This window comes from Sorangium sp. So ce321, from assembly GCF_051530195.1.
In the GTDB taxonomy this organism is placed as follows: Bacteria; Myxococcota_A; Polyangia; order Polyangiales; family Polyangiaceae; genus Sorangium.
In genome coordinates this window covers 4310750-4329790 of record NZ_CP150329.1, presented here as the reverse complement: position 1 = coordinate 4329790, position 19041 = coordinate 4310750, and the positions used below count along the sequence as shown (strand labels likewise).

13 protein-coding genes are annotated in these 19041 nt (G+C 73.3%); 6 read left to right on the top strand and 7 right to left on the bottom strand.

Going from position 1 to position 19041, the window contains the following annotated elements; all coding sequences use genetic code 11:
* Nucleotides 1–61: 61 nt before the first annotated feature.
* Nucleotides 62–445 (top strand): hypothetical protein, encoded by a 384-nt coding sequence (locus WME89_RS16595; RefSeq protein ID WP_437666103.1) that lies wholly within the window; start codon nt 62–64, stop codon nt 443–445.
* Here the strand turns inward: WME89_RS16595 and WME89_RS16590 are convergent.
* Nucleotides 437–1414 (bottom strand): hypothetical protein, encoded by a 978-nt coding sequence (locus tag WME89_RS16590; RefSeq protein WP_438010116.1) that lies wholly within the window; start codon nt 1412–1414, stop codon nt 437–439. The genes WME89_RS16595 and WME89_RS16590 overlap by 9 nt on opposite strands.
* A gap of 640 nt (nt 1415–2054) precedes the next feature.
* Here WME89_RS16590 and WME89_RS16585 point away from each other — a divergent pair.
* Nucleotides 2055–2942 carry a DNA adenine methylase gene (locus WME89_RS16585; RefSeq protein ID WP_438010115.1) on the top strand — a complete coding sequence of 296 codons (888 nt, stop codon included), beginning with the start codon at nt 2055–2057 and terminating at the stop codon, nt 2940–2942.
* A 27-nt stretch (nt 2943–2969) separates the two neighbouring features.
* Here WME89_RS16585 and WME89_RS16580 read toward each other — a convergent pair whose 3' ends face one another.
* A complete protein-coding gene (locus tag WME89_RS16580) occupies nt 2970–3236 on the bottom strand; it encodes a hypothetical protein (RefSeq protein WP_438010114.1) in 267 nt (88 codons plus the stop codon).
* A gap of 295 nt (nt 3237–3531) precedes the next feature.
* Between WME89_RS16580 and WME89_RS16575 the strand changes: the two genes are divergently transcribed.
* The 3 genes from WME89_RS16575 to WME89_RS16565 all read left to right on the top strand — a co-directional run bounded on the left by WME89_RS16575 (nt 3532) and on the right by WME89_RS16565 (nt 10861).
* The gene (locus WME89_RS16575) at nt 3532–8148 is read left to right on the top strand and encodes a DUF2339 domain-containing protein (RefSeq protein WP_438010113.1); all 4617 of its coding nucleotides are present in this window, start codon (nt 3532–3534) and stop codon (nt 8146–8148) included.
* Nucleotides 8149–8236: 88 nt separating this feature from the next.
* Nucleotides 8237–9130, top strand: a complete 894-nt coding sequence (locus WME89_RS16570) for a LysR family transcriptional regulator (protein WP_438010112.1) — start codon at nt 8237–8239, stop codon at nt 9128–9130.
* 42 nt (nt 9131–9172) lie between these two features.
* Nucleotides 9173–10861, top strand: a complete 1689-nt coding sequence (locus WME89_RS16565) for a right-handed parallel beta-helix repeat-containing protein (RefSeq protein WP_438010111.1) — start codon at nt 9173–9175, stop codon at nt 10859–10861.
* Nucleotides 10862–10885: 24 nt separating this feature from the next.
* On the opposite strand, the gene WME89_RS16560 is transcribed toward WME89_RS16565, so the two are convergent.
* The 3 genes from WME89_RS16560 to WME89_RS16550 form a co-directional block, all read right to left on the bottom strand.
* The gene (locus WME89_RS16560) at nt 10886–11611 is read right to left on the bottom strand and encodes a type II toxin-antitoxin system RatA family toxin (protein ID WP_438010110.1); all 726 of its coding nucleotides are present in this window, start codon (nt 11609–11611) and stop codon (nt 10886–10888) included.
* 514 nt (nt 11612–12125) lie between these two features.
* The gene (locus tag WME89_RS16555; protein ID WP_437626197.1) at nt 12126–13667 is read right to left on the bottom strand and encodes an aminopeptidase; all 1542 of its coding nucleotides are present in this window, start codon (nt 13665–13667) and stop codon (nt 12126–12128) included.
* Between the two features lie 316 nt (nt 13668–13983).
* A complete protein-coding gene (locus WME89_RS16550) occupies nt 13984–15096 on the bottom strand; it encodes an S-(hydroxymethyl)glutathione dehydrogenase/class III alcohol dehydrogenase (protein ID WP_438010109.1) in 1113 nt (370 codons plus the stop codon).
* A gap of 428 nt (nt 15097–15524) precedes the next feature.
* Between WME89_RS16550 and WME89_RS16545 the strand changes: the two genes are divergently transcribed.
* Nucleotides 15525–16733, top strand: coding sequence for a hypothetical protein (locus tag WME89_RS16545; RefSeq protein ID WP_438010108.1), 1209 nt, complete (start codon nt 15525–15527; stop codon nt 16731–16733).
* A 189-nt stretch (nt 16734–16922) separates the two neighbouring features.
* Here WME89_RS16545 and WME89_RS16540 read toward each other — a convergent pair whose 3' ends face one another.
* Nucleotides 16923–17915, bottom strand: a complete 993-nt coding sequence (locus WME89_RS16540; RefSeq protein ID WP_438010107.1) for a serine/threonine-protein kinase — start codon at nt 17913–17915, stop codon at nt 16923–16925.
* Between the two features lie 595 nt (nt 17916–18510).
* Nucleotides 18511–18933: a TerB family tellurite resistance protein gene (locus tag WME89_RS16535; RefSeq protein ID WP_437666123.1), complete on the bottom strand. Its 423-nt coding sequence runs from the start codon at nt 18931–18933 to the stop codon at nt 18511–18513.
* Between the last annotated feature and the right edge of the window lie 108 nt (nt 18934–19041).

Sequence of the window (19041 nt, the reverse complement as noted above, 5' to 3'; positions counted from 1 at the left end):
CGTCGCCGATTTCTTGGGCATCCGCGCCGGGCGGGGCAGAGTCGCGGCCGGAGGCACAGCGATGAAGCAACAGAAGACGCCGAGCGATGGCCCTCGAGATGCGGTGGGCCGTTATCTGGCGTTGGCCATGCAGGCGAGCGGCGCGCGCGCCGTGGCCCTCGCCGGCGAGGAGGGGTCGCTGCTCGGGGGCGCGGGCGGCGTGGAGGGCGACGACGATCTCGCGCTCCTCGCGGCGCTGGGCGCCGGCTGCGCCGACAAGGTCGCCGGCTACGCCGAGCTCGACGAGCTCGTCGATGCCGTCGCCGGCGGGGAGGACTTCTACGCGACGCGGCTCACGGTGTGCGACCGGACCGTCTACCTCGCCTCGATCGGCGCGCGCGTGCCGCAGCAGAAGAAGGTCGCCGTGGAGCTCGGGAAGATCCTTGCGCCCGTGCTGTCAGCCTGAGCCGCGGCGCCCCTCGACCGGCGCCGGCCGGCGGGGCCGCTCGGAGGGGCCCGCCGTGGCGAGGACGAACCCCTCGGCCCGGTGCGGCGCGAGGCCGCAGCGCGCGTTCATGCGCTTCGCGATCTCGTCGCCGACCCTGACGAGCGCGTAGAACCACCGGATCCCGAAGCGCTCGTGCCCCTCCCCGAGCGCCGCGGCCTGGAGCGGGGCCCCGAGCCCGCGGCCGCGGTAGTCCTCGCGCAGGCAGGTGCAGATCGGCATCCCGGTCCACGAGGGCGCCTCGCCCACGTCCGAGATCCAGAGCGGCGGGGCGCCCAGCAGCCCGAGCTGCGAGAGCGCCTCGCGCCCGCCGGTCTCGACCGCCTGCGGGCGCGTCACGACGCACAGGGTGGTACACCCGACCAGCGCGCCCTTGCCGTCGCGCAGCGCGAGGGTCAGCGAGCGTCCCTCCCCGCCGCGCAGGTACCAACCAGGGAGCGGCGCGTGGCCGCTCTCGGCCTGGAGCTCCTGGATCGAGCGGATCGCGTCGTCGTCGTCGTCCGGCGACACCCTGGACAGGCGGAGGCCCGCCGGGAAGGAGCGAAACCGGCCGAGGCCCTGCACGGCGGCGCGCACCTCGCCGGCCGGGGCGCCCATCACCGAGAGCCCCTCGCCCACCGAGAGCCCCGCCTGGCGCAGCGACGCGGCGAGCGCCGGCAGCTCCGGCCGGGGGGCGTGCAGGAGCACGCGCTCGAAGCAGCGCACGAGCGTCTCGCGCCGCTCCGGGGGCGTCCGCTGGGCGTGCAGCAAGAGGAGCGAGCGCCCGTCGGTGGTGATGCCGTCCTGCTCCGCGATCCAGCCGCGCGCGGCGTAGAGGATCCGCTGAGCACGGTAGTCGGCAGCCTCACCGAAGCAGCCCGGTCCACCCGCCGGCGCGGGGCCTCGCCGCTGCGGGGCGTCGTCGCGATCGAGGTCGAAGGCAAGCATCATGGCGGCATTCCTCCTGTCGAGAGGGAATGGCGGCTTCCACAAAAGCCGCCCTCCGGCGCGGGGCGCCCGAACGCTACGCGCGAGCGAGCCCCTGCCGCGCCGCCCAGGTCCACCGCGAGATGGCCCGAGGCGGCGGTGCGTGAATGCGGGAGAACGCCGCTCCACCGAGCGGCTGATCGGCCCGCGTGACGAGACTTCAACTTATCCCTGCTCGGCTGCCGCGCAAGCGACGACATGCCGTGATCCGGGCAGCGGCGAGAGCCGGCCACGCGCGCTCACGCGTGCTTACAACTATGCGTAATTGTTTATTTATCCGCCCGATATCCGCGCTCCATCACAAGGCACCTCACCGCCCGTCGAGCCCGGCTCGTGGACATAGAACGACCTAGCCTGGAGCGACGCGTGGGGCGGCCCGTCGCGCCGGGGGTCTCGGACGCCGGGGGCGGCCGGCGAGGCGCCGTGGACGGGGAGGTCGCGCGCCCTGAACCTCGGCGGTTGAGGACGATCGCGCGCCTGAGCCTCGGCGGTTGAGGACGATCGCGCCCCCTGAGCCTCGGCGGTTGAGGACGATCGCGCCCCCTGAGCCTCGGCGGTTGAGGACGATCGCGCGCCCTGGTAGGTTGCCGTCCAGTATTGCGCGATGACCACCGCACTTGTCACCGAACCCGACAGCGCCGCGCCCCAGCTGGCACGCCCGTTCCTCAAGTGGGCCGGCGGCAAGGGCCAGCTCCTCCGGCAGTTCCAGCCGCTCCTGCCCGCCTCGTACGGGCGCTACTTCGAGCCGTTCGTGGGGGGAGCAGCGCTGTTCTTCTGCCTGCAGCCGAAGCGCGCGGCCCTGACGGACGTCAACGCCGAGCTCATCGACTGCTACCGGGCGGTGCGCGACAGGGTCGAGGAGGTCATCGCGGCGCTGGGCAGCCACGCCTATGAGCAGGAGCACTACTACAGGGTGCGCGACCTCGACCCGGCCACGCTCTCGCTGCCCGAGCGCGCCGCCCGCACCATCTTCCTGAACCGGACCGGCTTCAACGGGCTCTACCGGGTCAACAGCGCCGGCCGCTTCAACGTGCCTTTTGGCCGCTACGTGAACCCGTCCATCTGCAATCCGCCCCAGCTGCGGGCCTGCTCGGCGGCGCTGCAGGGCGTCGAGCTCGAGGTCCGCGACTTCGAGCGCGTGCTCGAGCACGCCGCGGAGGGCGACTTCGTCTACCTGGACCCGCCGTACTCGCCCGTCTCGTCGACAGCGAACTTCACGTCCTACAGCGCGGGCGGCTTCAGCTTCCGCGACCAGGAGCGCCTCGCGGCGCTCTTCGCGGCGCTCGACGAGCGGGGGGTCCAGGTGATGCTCTCGAACTCCGATGTTCCCGAGATCCCGCCGCTCTACAAGCGGTTCAGGATCGACCGGGTGGCGGCGCTCCGGAGCATCAACGCGAAGAGCGACGCCAGGGGCCGCGTGGGAGAGATCGTGATCCGGAATTACGGGAGCAAGCGAGGCCGCAAGGCGGCGCAGGCGGACAAGCCGGGCTGAGCCCCGCGCCGCGGCGGGGCGTGCCCGTCAGTCGATGGTCTTCGACTCGTGCTTCTCCGGATCGGGGGCCACGCGCTCCTCGGCGTGCGCCATCGCGACCTCGATCTCCTCGTGGACCTCGCTCGAGGTGAGCTTCTTTCCCGACGGATCGACGGCCTCCCACGTGAAGCCGCGCTGCTCGCCCGGGCGCTCGGGTATCCAGCGGACGCGCAACGTCCAGCCGCGTATCTCGGCCTGATAGCCGCCCTCCTCGTGATCTCGCTGCCATGCGGAGATGGTCGGGTGCCTCAGCATCGCGAGATCTCCTGAGCAGCGGGGCGAGAGGACAAAAGAACTGTTCCCGAATGGCCGCGCTCCCCCCCCGAGCAACGCCGCCGTCCGGGAACACGGGGAAGATAGCAGGCGCCTGGCGCGCGGCGATCAGGCAGGCGTGTGTTCCTCATGAGGATGCACCTTACTCCAGTCCCGGCGCGCGCCGAAAGGCCCTCGCTGTCCCGCTGGGCCGTCGGTGAAAACCGCGTGAACAGCACAGGCGTCATCGCGCGGACGGGCGACGCCGTCGGCGTGGTCTCCATGCTAGGAAGTCTGCATGGGGGCAGGGATACTCGTTTTTTTCGGGCTCGCGCTCGTCGCTTATCTCCTGGTTGCCCCCCTCGTGGCGTTCGTGTTCGCCGTCCGGGCCAACCGGCGCAATGAGGATCTCCTGCTGCGGATCCACGCCCTCGAGCACCGTGTGGCCGAGCTCTCCGGGCAGCGCGACCGCGCCGGGCTGGCCGCGACGGCGCAGAGCCTGCGCGGGGCGAGCGCCCTCGGGCCCGGGCAAGCAGCTCAGGCCGCCGTCACGCCCCTGGCGGTCGCGCCGCCCGCGGTCGGCGCCCGTGCAGCCGGCGCGTTCCCCGCTGTCGATGTCAGCGCGGCGGGCGCGCCGCCCGCGATCACAGCCGGAGAAGCCGTCGCGCTTGCCGCGGTCGACGTCAACGCAGCCGGCGCGCTTCCCGGGGCCTTCGCCGGTACCGGCGCGCCCACAGCGCTCGCGCAGCCAGGAGAGGCCGGCGCCGCCGTTGCGCTGTCGACGGCCGTGCCCGCAGCGCTCGCCGCCGGCGAGGCAGGCGCGCCCCCGGCGGTCGCGCCGCCGGACGTCGCCGCCCCGACGGAACCTCGCCCCGCCGGGGCGGCCCACGAGGGCGCCTTCGGCGCCGGCGCGATCGCGCACCGCGGAGCGCCGGAGCGGCCCTCCATCGAGGAGCGGCTCGGCCTCACGTGGCTCACCCGCGCAGGAGCGGCCACCTTCCTGCTCGGCGCGCTCTTCTTCTTCAAGTACGCCTCGGACAACGCCTGGATCGGGCCCACCGGTCGCGTCGCGATCGGCGCCGCGACAGGCGCCGCGCTCCTCGGGGTCGCCGAGGCGATCCGCGGGCGAACGCAGCGCCGCTTCGTCCACGCGCTCATCGGGCTCGGGCTCGCGGTCCTGATCGCGTCGGTGTGGGCTGGCGCGGTCCTGTACGAGCTCATCCCGATCTCCGCCGCCTTCGCGGCGGAGACGGCGCTCCTCCTCCTCGGCGCCGCGCTCGCGCTCCGCCACCGCGGCGAGGCGATCCTGCTCCTCTCCCTGGTCGCGGGGTTCCTCAACCCCGTCGTGCTGTCCACCGGGCAGGACCGGCCGCTCGTCCTGTTCGGCTACCTCCTGCTCATGACGAGCGTCGTCCACGCGGTCGCAGCGAAGCTCGGCTTCCGCGTCGCGCCCTGGCTCGCGCTCGCCGGACACACGGCGCTGTTCTCGGGCTGGTACGATCGGTACTTCGACGCGAGCGCCCCGCCGGTCGCCGGCGCAGCCCCGGACGCGGCGCCCTGGCTCGATCAGCCGGCCGAGGCGCTCGCGGGGCCCTACCTCCCGCTCGCCGCGCGCGCCGTGCCGCTCGCGTTCGTCGCGCTCGCGGCCGCGCAGGGCGTGCTGCGCGCGCTGTGGGCGCGCCGCGCGGAGGCCCGGAGCGCCGCCGCCGCAGGCGCGGCCCCGCGCGGCGGCCCCGCGCTGGCCAGCGACGACCACGCCGCCGCGCCGGCCGCCGCCGCTCCGCCCGGCGACGCCCGCGCTGCCGCGCCCGAGGACGCGATCGCGCTCGGCATCGCCGCGCTCGTGCTCGCGCACGCCGGCGCAGGCGCGCTCTTCCTCGACTCCCCGCGCGCGCTCGGCGTCGCCGCGATCGCGCTCGCCGTCGCAGCGACCGCCGCGCTGCGCGCGCTCGGCGCGAGCCTCTGGCTCCTGGCGCCGATGAGCTCCGCCTTCCTCGCCTTCGCCGCGACGATCGAGGACGCGCCGGCGCCGCACCGGACGGCGCTCGTCGCGCTGGTCGCGGCCTGGACGCTCGTCTACCTCGCGGGCTGGCTCCGCGGCGCCGGGCTCGCGCGCCTCGACCGGGGGATCGCCGTCGCGTGCTCCGCCGGCGCGGCGCTCTTCGCCTGCACCGCGGGCATGCTGCTGCTCGGGACCGACGCGGCCCTCTTCGCGCTCGCGATCGCGTGCGCCACCGCCTTCGTGGCCTGGGTGGCCGCGCGCGCCGAGCTCCCGGCCCTGCTCCTCGCCGCGGCGACCGCCTCGGCCGGCGCGCTCGCGGCCGCGGCGCCCGGCGCGCTCGCGCCGGCCGCGGCCGCCGGGGACGCGCCCGCGGCCGTGGACGCGGGCTTCCTCGGCGCCGCAGCCCTGGTCATGCTGGTGTTCCTCGGGGCCGTGGGCGCCTCGGCCCGGCGCCGGCGTGAGCCCGGCCCGCCGGCGCTCCCGTGGCCCGCCGCGCTCGCCGCCAGCGTGGCGACGCTCGGGTTCGTCGCGGCCGCGCTGGGCGCGACGCCGGACGACACGCCGACCCTCCGCGCGCTGCTCACCGCCGGCGCCGGCGCCCTGGACCTCGCGCTCGGGGCGGCGCTCCTGCGCGCTGGCCCGGCGCTCCTGCGCGCCGGCGCCGGCCGCGCGGCCGCCGCGCCCCCCGCGGACCGCATCGCCCTGCTCCTCGGGCAGGCGCTCGCCCTCTTCGCCGCGGCCGTGGCGTTCGGGCTCGGCGGGGCGACGGTCACCGTGGTCTGGGGCATCCTCGCGGCGGTAGCGGCCGCGATCGCGGCGCGCACCGGCGAGCGCGCCTGGCTCGCCGTCACCCTGCTGCTCTTCGTCGCCGCCCTCGCGCGGGCGCTCGTCGTCGACCGGGCCGAGGCCGAGGCGCTCGTGACGACATGGTTCGCGACGGGCGGCCGCGACGGGGCGATGGCCGTCCCCGTCCTGCTCAACGCGAGGACCTACGCGTTCGCGGGCGTGAGCGCGGCGCTGCTCGCCGCGGGGCGGCTCTTGTCGCGCGGCGCGACCGCGCGCGCCGACGGCCCCGCGCGCGCCGAGCTGCGCGCCGCGGCGCTCGGCGCGCTCTGCGCCGGCTACACCCTGCTCATCGCCACCGTGGTCCTCGAGGTGCGGAGCGCGATCACCTCGCTCCCCGCCGCGCCCCCCGCCCCGCTCGACGACGCGGAGTTCACCGAGCTCCTCGTGCAGCACCGGACCGCCGTCGAGGCCCAGGAAGGGAGCCTCGCGGTGGCGACGACGCTCGTGCTCGCCGTCGCGGCGATCGCGCTGCTCACGGCGGGGTTCGCGGCGCGCGACGCCTTCCACCGCTACGCCGGGCTGTGCCTGTTCGCCATCACGATCGCGAAGCTCGTGGTCTGGGACGTCTGGCACGTCGAGCGCATCTACCAGATCGCGCTGTTCACGGGCGTCGGCGCGCTGCTCGTCGGCGGGGGCTTCCTCTACGCGCGGTTCGGCCGGCGCCTCGTGACGCTGCTGCGCGCCGGCCCGAAGGGCGCGGCCGGGCTGCTCGCGCTGCTCGCGGCGACGGGCCTCGCGCGTCCCTCCGAGGCGCAGACGAGCGCGGCGCTGCCGGCCGGGAAGCACGCGCTCGTCCGGCCCATCGAGGGCGTGGACGCCGCCGGCGACCACCGCGTCGACGTCGATCTCGACCTCTACCGCGAGAGCCGCGCCGCGGAGCTGCTCGCCGATGTCCGCATCGCCGGCCCCGACGGCGCCGAGGTGCCGTACGTGCTCCGCGGGCCCGGCGCCGCGCCGGGCGCCGGGCGGATCGCCGCCACGATGCTCGACCCGGGCGTCGACACGGCCGGCGCGACGCACGCGACCTGGGCGCTCGACGCGCCCGGCACGCGCCACTGCCGGATCGAGCTCACCGTGCTCGGCCGAACCTTCCTGCGCGAGGCGCGGGTCGACACGGGCGCGGACCCGCGGTCGCTCAGCGAGGTGGCGCGCGGCGCCTACGTGTACCGGATCCCCCAGGGCTCGGAGACCGTCGAGCACCTCTCGGTCTCGTATCCCCTCTCGCGCGCCGCCCTGGTCCGCGTCCGCCTCCTCCCCGAGGGCGCCCGCCCGCGCGACGCGGCGCGCGACACGGTCACGGACGTCCGGATCACCGGCGGCGCCGTCGCGTGCGAGCCGCCGGCCGACGCCGGCAAGGCGGCGCTGCTGCCGCTCGCGATCGTCGAGACGGAGCGGAACAGCGAGGCGAAGACGACCCTCGTCACGCTCGACGCCGGCGCCGAGGGCGCGCCGCTGGAGGCCGTCCTGCTCGACGTCGCCACGCCGGAGTTCAGCCGCCGCGTCGACGTCGCCTCCACCACCTACCGCGCGGTCTGGCCCTCCGTCGGGGGCGGCCTCATCCATCGGATCCGGCCCCACGGCGAGTCCGGGGTGGCGCTCGCGCTGACGCGGATCCCGCTGACCCCGACCCGGAAGCGCTTCCTCCGCCTCACGATCCACGACGGCGACTCGGCGCCGCTCTCCCTGTCGGGAGCGCAAGGCGAGGTGCGGGCCCGCGAGATCGTGTTCCGCGCTGCCCTGCCGGGCCCGCACCGGCTGTACATCGGCGACGCCCTCGGCGAGCGGCCCCGCTACGACCTGGCCGATGTCCTCGACCGGGGCGAGCCCGAGCAGCCGCCTGTCGCGGCGCGGCTCGGCGCCGCGCAGGCCAACCCCGCCTTCGGCGCCGCCCAGGTCGCGCGCGATCTCCCGTTCACCGAGCGCCACCGCAGGCCGATCGGGCTCGCGCTGGCGCTCGGGCTGCTCGCGCTGTCGGTGTGGACCGCGCGGCTCCTGCGGCGAGGGACGCCGCCCGACGAGCCCGTGCCGCCGCGGCAAGGGGCGGGAGACAGGGAACCTCGACCATGACGAGCTTCCTCGCGCTGGCGACGCCGGGCGGCGTCCGCGCGCCGTATTTCATGGCCAGGATTGTTGTGGCGGACGATACGATGCGTCCATGCTGCTTCCCTCGTTGGAGAACCTCGCCTGCTTCGAGGCAGCGGCGCGGACGCTGAATTTCCGGACCGCGGCGCGCGCCGTCGCGCTCAGCCCCGCCGCGTTCGGTCAGCGAATCAAGCAGATCGAGGAGCAGGTGGGCGCGCCGCTGTTCGAGCGCACCACCCGCCGGGTGCAGCTCACGCCGCTCGGGCTCGCCATGCTGCCGCGCGCCCGCCAGTGCCTGGCGATCGCCGAGGACTGCCTCCGCACCGCGATGAGCCCTGCGCCCGCGCCCGTCGAGCTGACGCTCGGCACGCGCTTCGAGCTCGGGATGTCCTGGATCGTCCCCCAGCTCGGCAAGCTGACGCGGCGGCGCCCCGAGCTGACGCTGCACCTCTACTTCGGCGCGTCCGACGATCTGCTGAGGCGCCTCCACGACCGCAGCGTCGATTGCGCCGTCACCAGCGCCCGCTGGAGCGCCGCGAGCCTCGCGGCGGAGACGCTGCACGAGGAGCGCTACGCGTTCGTGGCCTCGCCCAGGCTGCTCCAGCGCGAGGAGTTCACCCGCCCGGAGCACGCCTCGCGGCACTGCCTGCTCGACATCGACGCGACCATGCCGCTGTTCCGGTACCTGGCGGACCAGATGGGCGGCGTCGGACGCTTCGCGTTCTCGCGCCACCGCTGGGTGGGGCTCGGCGCCGCCATGAAGACGCTGGTCCTGGCCGGCGAGGGCGTGGCCGTGCTGCCGCTGCACATGGTCGCCGCCGAGCTCCGCGCGGGCAAGCTGAAGCGGCTCCTCCGGTCCGCCATGCTCGCGCGCGACCACTTCCGCCTGGTCTACCGGCGCGACGACCCGCGGAGCGCGCTTTACGCGAAGCTCGCCGAGTCGCTGCGGGCGGCGCCGATCCAGTGACGATCACGCCGAGCCCGTGGCGTAGACTCGCGACGAGGAACCATGAGCGAGCTCACCCCGGGCGCAGCGTGCTGCCGCAGGACGCCGATCACGGCGCAGGACATCAACGGCGGACCGGACCCGGACCGCCGTGTCCCCTTCGTCATCACGGCGCCCGGCCAGTACGCCCTCGCGGAGGACGTCGACTGGGTGGCGGCGGACGCGGACGCGAGGGCGATCACGATCGCGAGCGACGACGTGACGCTCGACCTGTGCGGGAGGACGCTGCGGCAGGTCAACCCTCCGGAGCCTCGGGCCGTCCCCGCGGCCGCGAGTCCCTGCCGGGGCGAGGTGGTCTCCGGGAACGTCGGCGTCTTCGCCGAGGGGCGGAGGCGGCTCGTCATCAGGAACGGCAGCGTGGTCGGGGTCCAGGGGGTCGGGATCGTGGCCAAGGACTGCCGTCAGGTGGATCTGCTCGGCCTCTCGGTCAGGCGGTGCGGCGGCGACGGGGTGATCGACACGAGCTTCCTGTGCCGCAACGGCGGGATCTTCGTGATGGGGACCCAGGACGCGAGCAACAACATCACGTTTGCTTCCGACATCCGGATGCTCGACTGCGTGTGCTCGGAGAACACGAGCCGGCTCGATCACGTCGTGACGCTGGGGGCGCTCGTCCTGTTCTGCGACGACGTGGAGGTGAAGCGGTGCGTGTTCAACCACACGGCGAACACCAGCGCTCGGCCCAGCGGCGTGCAGTTCAACGTCGTCGGCGCCGACTTCGTCATCTGCCGCAACGTGCTCGTGGAGGACTGCGAGGCGCACGACAACACGTCAGGCGGCGAGCCGGCCGGCTTCTTCGCGTGGGGGGAGAACTACAAGTTCCTGCGCTGCCGGGCGAACCGGAACTTCACGCTCACCGGCAACCGGGCGTGCGGATTCAACATCTCGACCACGAGCAACCTGGAGATGGTCGATTGCGAGGCGGACGGGAACTACAACGCGAACCCGGGCGCGTCCGCCGATGCGGTGAAGGACTTCTCCGCGCTGGGCTTCCGCATCGGCAGGGCGGTGTACCGCGCGTCGATCGAGGGTTGCCGCGCGCTCGGCAACCACAGCGTGGGCGTGAACGCGCCCGCGGGCGGCTTCGCGCTCCACTCGACCCGCCAGGTGGTGCTGCGGCGCTGCACGGCCGTGGGGAACAGGAACGCGAGCGGGACGGCCGAGAACGACGGGCTCGCGGCCGGGTTCATCGCGTCGGCGCCGCTCCCCGATCCGGAGGGCGGCTTCGTGGGCGGAGAGGACAACGCCTTCATCGACTGCATCGCTGACGGCAACACGGTCCACCGTATCCCCTTGTTCGTGCAGGCGCCGGCCCCTCCGGTCGACGCCGGCCTTTCGCGCGGCGATCCGCGGAAGGGCGCCGGGTTCCTGCTCGACGGCCAGCGGGACGCGCGGATCATCGGGTGCCAGGCCGCTGGCAACGACGGGAAAGGCATCTGGCTGAGGGCGTGCGCGCGCGCGCTCGTCGAGGGGAACACCCTCTCGAGGAACACGCTCCACGGCATCCAGAACGAGGCCCCCGCGGGCCTGAGCGCGTTCGCGGGCAACCGGGCGCACCTGAACGGGACGCGCCATCGTCACAACTACGTTGGCCTGCCCTCCGGGACGCCCGTCCGCAAATGGACCCTCGGCTCCCCTCCCCTCCAGCGCGCCTCGGAGGGGATCGACAACCTCAGCGTCCGGCTGCCCTGACGGGGTCGCCGGCCGCCGCGCGCGTCAGCGATTCGCGTCCTGTGCCTGCTCGATGCGCGTCCGTATGGCGGCGATCGCGTGCGCCGAGCCCTCCAGGTTCTCCGCGTTGAGGAGGCTCTTCGGCAGCGGCAGCTTCGGCCGGAGGAAGACGTCGAGGGACAGGCGCGTCGTCTGGGCGTCGATCTTCTCCAGCCGCCAGGTGGCCTGGAGATCTTGCACGTTGCCGGAGACGAAGCGGGACGAGTAGGTCTCGGCGCCGTCCGCCAGGACCGGCTTCTGGATCTCGACGCGCGCCCACATGGTGACCGCGCCTTGCAGCGCCGAGACCTCCATGTAGACGTCCCACCCGCCCGAGGGCGTGCGGCCGAGCAAGCGGCACTTCTTGTAGTGCGGCATGAACTCCGGATAGCGATCGAACGAGAGCACCGTGGCGCGCACGCGATCCATCGACGCCTTGACGATCGCCGTCGATCGTCCGCGCGTGAAGCCGGTGCTGCCGATCGGGACCGCGACGCTCGTGATCCCCGCCCGGTCGGGCGCCGGCTGCGCGCGCTCGGCGCTCAGGTCGTCGCCCGCGGCGGCCGTAAGGACATCGCCGCTGTCGCGCTGCGGCGCTGGCAGGCGTGGTGAATCCAGGTTGTTTGCCCCTTCCCCCGCGGCGCACGCGGTGGCCGCGAGGGCGAGCCATCCGGAGAGCGCGGGCCGGATCAGGGCGCGATGGAAGGTGGCGGTCGAGCGACTTGTCCCCATGACCGCCGAGCTTGCCAGCCACGTGCCGGCCGCAGCCGCGGCGCCCTGATACCGCGCAACACATCCCCGCTCAGGCCCCACCCCACCACATCACCAAGGACGGACCCAACGCCCCGCCCCGCGCGTGTGCGCGCAGAAGAACAATGCCCCTCTGCGTCCCCTGCGGCCCTCCGGCCCAAGCAAGCCGTTCAACGCCAGGAGAACCCCGACTCTCTCTTCCCGGCCTTCCACCTTTCTCTCGCCCGATCACCAGGCCGCATGAAATCACGAGATTCCTCGGCAACAGAAAGCCGATTCCCCCTTCTCTTCCCCTGATTCCCCGACGACGTTCGCCGGGGCTCACCCGCACAGGAGACGGGCCCAGATCGGCGTTTTCGGCGCGGAGGCGTACTTCATGTACGCCGAGCACCGAAAACGTCGAGGTGGGCCCGTATCCGAAGCGGGTGAGCCCCTAAGTCGGCCGCACCGAAAACGTCGAGGTGGGCCCGTATCCGAAGCGGGTGAGCCCCTAAGACTAAGATTCACCGGATAGGTAGGCTGTTAGGCTGGGGATCGGGACGCCCGTGGGGCGGCCGAACTGCCAGTCCACCGAGTCGACCCCGACGCCGCCGATGTCGAGGTGGATGAACGGCAGCGTGCCCCCCTTGAGCCCGGAGGCGATGTCGAGGAACGCGAACGGGAACTGGTGCCCGCGCGGCGTGCTCACCGAGGCGAGGCGGTTCGAGGACACGACATCCTCGGCGCTCGACCGGGGGGCGACGAACGCGTAGTCCTCGCGCCGCGGCCGCACGCGCTCCATCGGCTCGCCCCAGCGCTCCGCGAGGACGTCCAGCCGGTCGAGCTCGGGCCGCGCGGCGGAGTTGCAGATCGCGCCCGTGTACGGCCCGTGCGCGCGGTAGACGTGCCCCGTCAGCGTCGCGACCGAGAACAGGATCGGGTCGGCGGCGCCGCTCATCGCGAGCTCCCGCGCGAGCGCGAGGAGGTCGGCCTGGATGAGGCGCCCCTCGGCGTCGGTGTTGCCGATCCGCACCCGAACGCCGGCGCGGCTGCGGATGATCTCGTCGCTGACGTAGGACTCCTCGCCGATGCTGTTGCGCACGAGCCCGAGCAGCCCGACGATGCGCACGCCCTCCAGGCCGAGCGCCGCGGCCGTGCGCACGAGCCCGGCGACAGCGCCGGCGCCGCCCTTGTCGCGCGACATCCCGGCCATGTTCCCGTCCGTCTTCAGGTCGACGCCGCCGGTGTCGTAGGTGACGCCCTTGCCTGCGAGCAGCACCGTGCGCCGGATCTCCCCGCGAGGCCGGTAATCGAGCCTCACGACGCACGGCCGGTGGCGCTCGACGACCCGCGACGCCCGCGAGACCGCGCTGATGAGCGGGTAGTCATCGACGTTGCGCTCGACCTTGACGAGCACGCCCGTCCTGGCGAACGCCGCCTCGCACATCTCGGCCACGCGGCGGGGCGCCATCCGCTCCGGCTCGGTGCCGGTGATGTCGCGGCAGAGCGCGCGGCCGACCTCGATGGCCGCGAGCTCGCGGGCGCGCGCCTCCGGCAGCCCGAGCACCGCGACCGACTCGGCCGACCGCGGGGCCATCTCCGCCTCGCGCGCCTCGAGCGGCGTCCACTGGCTCCCGAGCGCGGCGAGCGCCCCCACCTCGATCGCCCGCGCGAACCGCGGCGCGGACGGCGCGCGCACGACGAGGAGCGGCCGGCTCGCCCCCGCCTCCACCGCGCGCGCGAAGCCGGCCGCCGCCGCCTCCGCCACGGAGCGCACGTCGTCGACCTCCTCGGACAGCGACCCCATCGGCGCGAGCACCAGGCGCCCGCCAGGCACCCCGGGCGCGGGCAGGACGAGCGGAGCACACTTGCCCTCCAGCGCGCAGTCAGCCCGCACGGCCGCCTCGACCAGCGCGCTCACGGCGGCCCCGAGCCCCCCCGCGTGCTTCGCGATCGGCGAGGGCGCGACGAGGACGACAGCATCGCAGGCCGCGGTCGCCGCGGTCGCCTCGGCGAGTGCGTTGGCGGGCAGCCCCGCCAGGGAGGTGACATGGACCATGGCGGCGGATGATGTCACAGAGGGCAGCATTTTTGCAGCACCAGTCGCCGCCGACTGGGCACCGACATCGCCGCCTGAACGCGCGACAGGCGCGCAGGACGCCGCGGGTCCGCGCATCCCAACTGTCGACGTGGGCACACGGACACGCAGGCACCCCCGCGCGCTTCCGCCCCGGTGGTCACGCGCGCGGCGGACGGACCGGACCACGCCGCTCGCCAGCCGGCCTCCCGCCTCGCTCCCCGCGCGCTGGATTGCGCGGCTTACCCGCGCGCGAGATGGGGAGAGCGCGGGTGAGCCGCGAGACGGGCGTGCGCCGTCAGGAGAAGAGCACGACGCTGCGGATCGACTCGCCTTCGTGCATGAGATCGAAGGAATGATTGATGTCGTCGAGCGGCATCGTGTGGGTGATGAGCTCGTCGATCTTGATCTTGCCCTCCATGTACCAGTCGACGATCCGGGGGACGTCGGTGCGCCCCCTGGCGCCGCCGAACGCGGTGCCCTTCCACACGCGCCCGGTGACGAGCTGGAAGGGGCGCGTCGAGATCTCCTCTCCGGCCCCGGCGACGCCGATGATGATGCTGGTCCCCCAGCCCTTGTGGCAGCACTCGAGCGCCTGGCGCATCACCTTGACGTTGCCGATGCACTCGAAGCTGTAATCGGCGCCGCCGCGCGTCAGGTCGACGAGGTAGGGCACGAGATCCCCCGCGACCTCATCCGGGTTGACGAAGTGGGTCATCCCGAACTTCTCGGCGAGCTCACGGCGCTTCGGGTTGATGTCGACGCCAACGATGAGATCGGCGCCGGCCATCCGCGCGCCCTGGATCACGTTCAGCCCGATGCCGCCGAGCCCGAAGACGACCACGTTGTCGCCCGGCCTCACCTGGGCGGTGTTGATGACGGCGCCGATACCCGTCGTCACGCCGCAGCCGATATAGCAGACCTTGTCGAAGGGGGCGTCCTCGCGGATCTTCGCGACGGCGATCTCGGGCAGGACGGTGAGGCTCGAGAACGTCGAGGTGCCCATGTAATGATGAATCCGCTCGTTGCCGATCGAGAAGCGGCTCGTTCCGTCCGGCATCAGCCCCCGGCCCTGCGTGGCGCGGATGGCCTGGCACAGGTTGGTCTTTCCGCTGGTGCAATACGAGCACTGCCGGCACTCGGGCGTGTAGAGGGGGATGACGTGATCGCCCTTCTTGAGGCTCTTCACGGACGGGCCGACGTCGACGACGACGCCGGCGCCCTCGTGCCCGAGGATCGCGGGAAAGAGGCCCTCCGGGTCCTTGCCCGAGAGGGTGTAAGCGTCGGTGTGACAGACGCCCGTGGCCTTGATCTCGATGAGGACCTCGCCCTCGCGAGGGCCCTCGACCTGGACGTCCTCGACCGTGAGCTTCTCGCCGGCCTTGTGGGCCACGGCTGCGCGCGCTTTCATGATCGGTGGTTCTCCTCCCGCTAGCGGGGCGTTCGGGGCCCGAGCGGCGCCCGTGCCCCTCCAATAGCCGGCCGGGGAAGCAGGTTTCAAGGGGAACCCGGGCGCCTCCGGCCGATGCCGCCGCCCGGCCTGCCCGCGCGGCGACGACCGACGACGACCCGACGACGCAGCCCGCTCGCGGCGCGCTGCCCGCGCGGGCGCCGGCCCCGCCGTGAGCGGCCCACTCCCACTCCACCACACAGGCGACGTGCGCTGGTCGTGGGGCAGATGACCTCCATGGCGCACGCGCATTGCGAGCGGTTCGAAACTGGCCAGCTCGGCGTGCCAGCTCGGCGTCACCGAATCGCGGAAAGGTGCTCTCGACCAGCGCGGCAGGGAATCGGATGGCGCTCGTTCACCAGCGAGCGTACCATCGCCCCGATACTCTTATGAACACCCCTCATTGTCCACTCGGTCGCAGCGCGCTCCTCACAGCCGCTTTCCTGGCGCTCACCGCCTGCTCTGTGGTCTCCGCGCCGGACCCCAAGGCGGCCGGCGATCAGGCTGGCGGCGGGGGCGCGCCGCCCGAAGGCGGCCACGGCGGAGAGGGCGGCGGCCAGGGCGGCGAGGGCGGTGTCCCCGCGTGTGTCGACGAGTGCCCCGCGGAGAACGGGGGTATCACGGTCGGCTGCGAGACACGCTTCATGTTCGGAATGAACTATGCGTGGCACAACTTCGCCGGCGATTTCGGCGGTATCGCCGGGTGGGGCAAGCGCGGAGTCGCGGCCGAGGCGGACACGCACGCAGAGAACCTCGCTGGCATCCGCGCCCACGGGGCGACGGTCGTGCGGTGGTGGGTGCTGCCGGAGCTGCGGGGCGAGAGCGTCGCCTTCGACGCGAACGACGACCCGACCGGCCTCGGCGCGACGACGCGCGACGACGTCCAGAGGGCGCTCGAGCTCGCCCACGCGGCGGACGTCAACGTCATCTTCTGCCTCTTCTCCTTCGACAACTTCCACCCGAGCCGGGTCGACATGGACGTGAAGACCGTGGGCATCACGCCCATCGTGACCGACGCGGAGCGCCGGGCGAAGCTGATCGCGAACGTGGTCAAGCCGCTCGCCCAGGCGGTCGAACAGAGCCCTTACCGGCACCGGATGATCGCCTGGGACGTGATCAACGAGCCCGAGCTGGCCATGACCGGATCGAGCCCGTACGGCGACCCGGACTACGACCCGGACCCCCAGGTGGACGCGATCCCCCATGAGCAGATGGAAGCGTTCCTCCGCGACACGATCGGCACGCTCCGCGCGGAAAGCCGCGCGCTCGTCACGATCGGCTCGGCGTCGATGAAATGGTCGCTGGCCTGGTCGACGACCGACATCGATTTCTACACATTCCACATGAACGACCGTGTCAACCGGTACTGGCCTTACAACCAGTCGCCCGCGGACTACGGCATCACGGACAAGCCGGTGGTGATGAGCGATTTCCCCGTCGCCGGCCTGGCCACGGCCAGCTTGCAGATGCTCCTGGAGAGCTGGTACAGCCAGGGATACGCTGGCGCGATCGGCTGGTCCTACAACGACGCGACCACGACCGAGCTCGAGGCGATGAAGGCCTTCGCCGACGCGAAGGGCTGCGGCGTGCAGTACTGAGCCGCCCACCGAGCCCTCGCCCCTCCGCCCGTCTCTTCACATCCCCATCTCTGCCGCACGCGACAGCGCGGGGCTCACCCGCACAGGAGACGGGCCCAGATCGGCGTTTTCGGCGCACAGGCGCACTCCGGTGCGCCGAGCACCGAAAACGCCGAGGTGGGCCCGTATCCGCCGCGGGTGAGCCCCGCTCTATGGAAGCCAGTAATCGACGAGGGATGCGCCGGTCACGTCGTGGGCGACGCCGCTCGCGATCGCCCACTGGGCCAGCGCGCGGCCCAGCGCCGCCATCGTGGGGAAGCGCTCGTCAGGGGCCTTGGCCAGGCCCCGCTCGATGACCTCCCAGAGCCGCGGGTGCGCCTCCAGGGCCTCCGGGCGCAGCGGCTCGACGCGCAGCACGTCGTGCACGATGGAGATGCTGCCAGGACCGCCGAACGGGCGCCGGCCGCTCACGAGCTCGTACAGCACGACACACACGCTCCACACGTCGGAGCGCGCGTCGGACTCCTGCCCGCCGCGCACCTGCTCGGGCGCCATGTAGGCCGGGCTCCCGACCAGCGCGTCCCGCTGCTCCCCGACGACACGCGTCGCCGTGAAGGCGATCCCGAAGTCGATCAGCTTGGGGACCGTCCTGCGCCCGTCGCGCACGAGCACGATGTTCGCCGGCTTCACGTCCCGGTGCACGACCCCCGCGCCGTGCGCGGCGCTCAGCGCTCCGATCACCGGCAGGAGCAGCTGGACGCCGGAGATGGGCGACATCGGGCCAGACTCGGCGAGCAGCTGGGAGAGCGACCGGCCCTGGAGGAGCTCCATCACGACGAACGGCTCGCCCTCCTCCGTGACGCTGAGATCGAAGATCCGCACCGCCGCGCGGTGAGAGACCCGCGCCGTGGCCTGCGCCTCCCGGAGCAGCCGCGAGGCGGCCTCCGGGGCGGCACAGTCGCGACGGATGAGCTTGAGCGCCACGTCGAGGTTCAGGGCGAGATTCCGCGCCTTCCAGACGGCGCCCATGCTCCCCTCGCCGATGATCTCCGTGAGGCGATAGCGCCCCGCGAGGACGTCGCCTGGGGCGTAGCGCCGCAGCGCGGCCGCCGGCGCGCTGGCGGCCGCCGGCTGGGCGGCGGCGGCCGGCGACAGGCCGGCAACGCCGGTCCGCAGCGTGGCAGGCGGCGCGCTCGCCGGCATGTCGCCAGCTGGGTCCAGGGGCGCGACATCGCCGCCAGGACGCCAGACCGAGCCAGACGGCCTCGACAGCGGACCGGTGGTCCGGATGTCGACAGGCTCGAACGGAGGGCGGTGCGCCACCGACCAGCGCGGAGATCGCGGTGAGCGGTACGCGCGCGGCGACGCTCTGCCGCCGCTGGCAGGACGGGATCGATTCGACGCGGGATCCATCGATGCGCCATGTGGCGTCGTGGAGCTGTCAGTTCGTTGGCTGTCCATGACCTTGTACAGGAAGTATTAGCAAGGAGCAGGCCGATAGAAACCGCCGCAAATGCGCTCCTTACGCGCCCGCCGTGGCGCCAGGGTGCGGGGTCGAGACCTCAGCTCCGGCGCCTTGCGCCGCCATCTCCCCTCAGGCCAGGCGTGTCGCCCACCGGAACGGCCCAGGACAGCGCGCGGCCGGCTCCGGTGACGCAAGAGCTGGACGGCGGCGCATCCCCTGCGCGTGGCACACAGCCAGACACATCAGGGGCCGGTGTCAGCCACCCTCACCCTTGCCCTCGCCCGCGGCGGCAGTCCCGCGCCAACGTGGCCGCGGCGCGGCCCCGCTCGCCGCTCAGCGCTTCGAGCCGGGCGCGACGCGCCCCCTGAACGCGATCGGCACCTCCAGCGCCTCGGCCGCCTCGACGAGCAGGGCGTACTCGCTCGCGTGGATCACGCCGTCGGCGGCGACGAGCCGGACCGCCAGCTCGATCGCGGCCTCGCGCATCCGCACGTCGGGCAGGCGCGCGCGGAGCGACGCGAAGCGACCGCTCCTGCCCTCCTCGCGCACCGAGCGATGGACGACGGCGATCAGCGACTCGACGATGTCGGCCCCGAGGCGGCCCTCGCTCATCGCCGCCGCGTGCCCCGCGAGCTCGGCGCGCTCAGCCTCGTTGATGGATCCGTCGGCATAGGCGGCGAGGAACATGATCTCGACCATCGCCTCGAGCTTGGTGATCTCGAGGTGAGGAAAGGAGAGCTGTGTTTCTTCCATCATGAGGTCCTCGGGGTACCGTATCACGACCGCGGGGCACGGCGCCCCCGCGCTCGCCCGGCGCGTCGAGCGCGCGGGGCGAGCGCGCGAGATCACGCGAGATCGCGCGGG

Excerpts from the sequence above, each read along its gene's own strand:
- WME89_RS16595 (WP_437666103.1), top strand. The coding sequence starts at position 62 with ATGAAGCAACAGAAGACGCCGAGCGATGGCCCTCGAGATGCGGTGGGC.
- WME89_RS16590 (WP_438010116.1), bottom strand. The coding sequence starts at position 1,414 with ATGATGCTTGCCTTCGACCTCGATCGCGACGACGCCCCGCAGCGGCGA.
- WME89_RS16585 (WP_438010115.1), top strand. The coding sequence starts at position 2,055 with ATGACCACCGCACTTGTCACCGAACCCGACAGCGCCGCGCCCCAGCTG.
- WME89_RS16580 (WP_438010114.1), bottom strand. The coding sequence starts at position 3,236 with ATGCTGAGGCACCCGACCATCTCCGCATGGCAGCGAGATCACGAGGAG.
- WME89_RS16575 (WP_438010113.1), top strand. The coding sequence starts at position 3,532 with ATGGGGGCAGGGATACTCGTTTTTTTCGGGCTCGCGCTCGTCGCTTAT.
- WME89_RS16570 (WP_438010112.1), top strand. The coding sequence starts at position 8,237 with ATGCTGCTTCCCTCGTTGGAGAACCTCGCCTGCTTCGAGGCAGCGGCG.
- WME89_RS16565 (WP_438010111.1), top strand. The coding sequence starts at position 9,173 with ATGAGCGAGCTCACCCCGGGCGCAGCGTGCTGCCGCAGGACGCCGATC.
- WME89_RS16560 (WP_438010110.1), bottom strand. The coding sequence starts at position 11,611 with ATGGGGACAAGTCGCTCGACCGCCACCTTCCATCGCGCCCTGATCCGG.
- WME89_RS16555 (WP_437626197.1), bottom strand. The coding sequence starts at position 13,667 with ATGGTCCATGTCACCTCCCTGGCGGGGCTGCCCGCCAACGCACTCGCC.
- WME89_RS16550 (WP_438010109.1), bottom strand. The coding sequence starts at position 15,096 with ATGAAAGCGCGCGCAGCCGTGGCCCACAAGGCCGGCGAGAAGCTCACG.
- WME89_RS16545 (WP_438010108.1), top strand. The coding sequence starts at position 15,525 with ATGAACACCCCTCATTGTCCACTCGGTCGCAGCGCGCTCCTCACAGCC.
- WME89_RS16540 (WP_438010107.1), bottom strand. The coding sequence starts at position 17,915 with ATGCCGGCGAGCGCGCCGCCTGCCACGCTGCGGACCGGCGTTGCCGGC.
- WME89_RS16535 (WP_437666123.1), bottom strand. The coding sequence starts at position 18,933 with ATGATGGAAGAAACACAGCTCTCCTTTCCTCACCTCGAGATCACCAAG.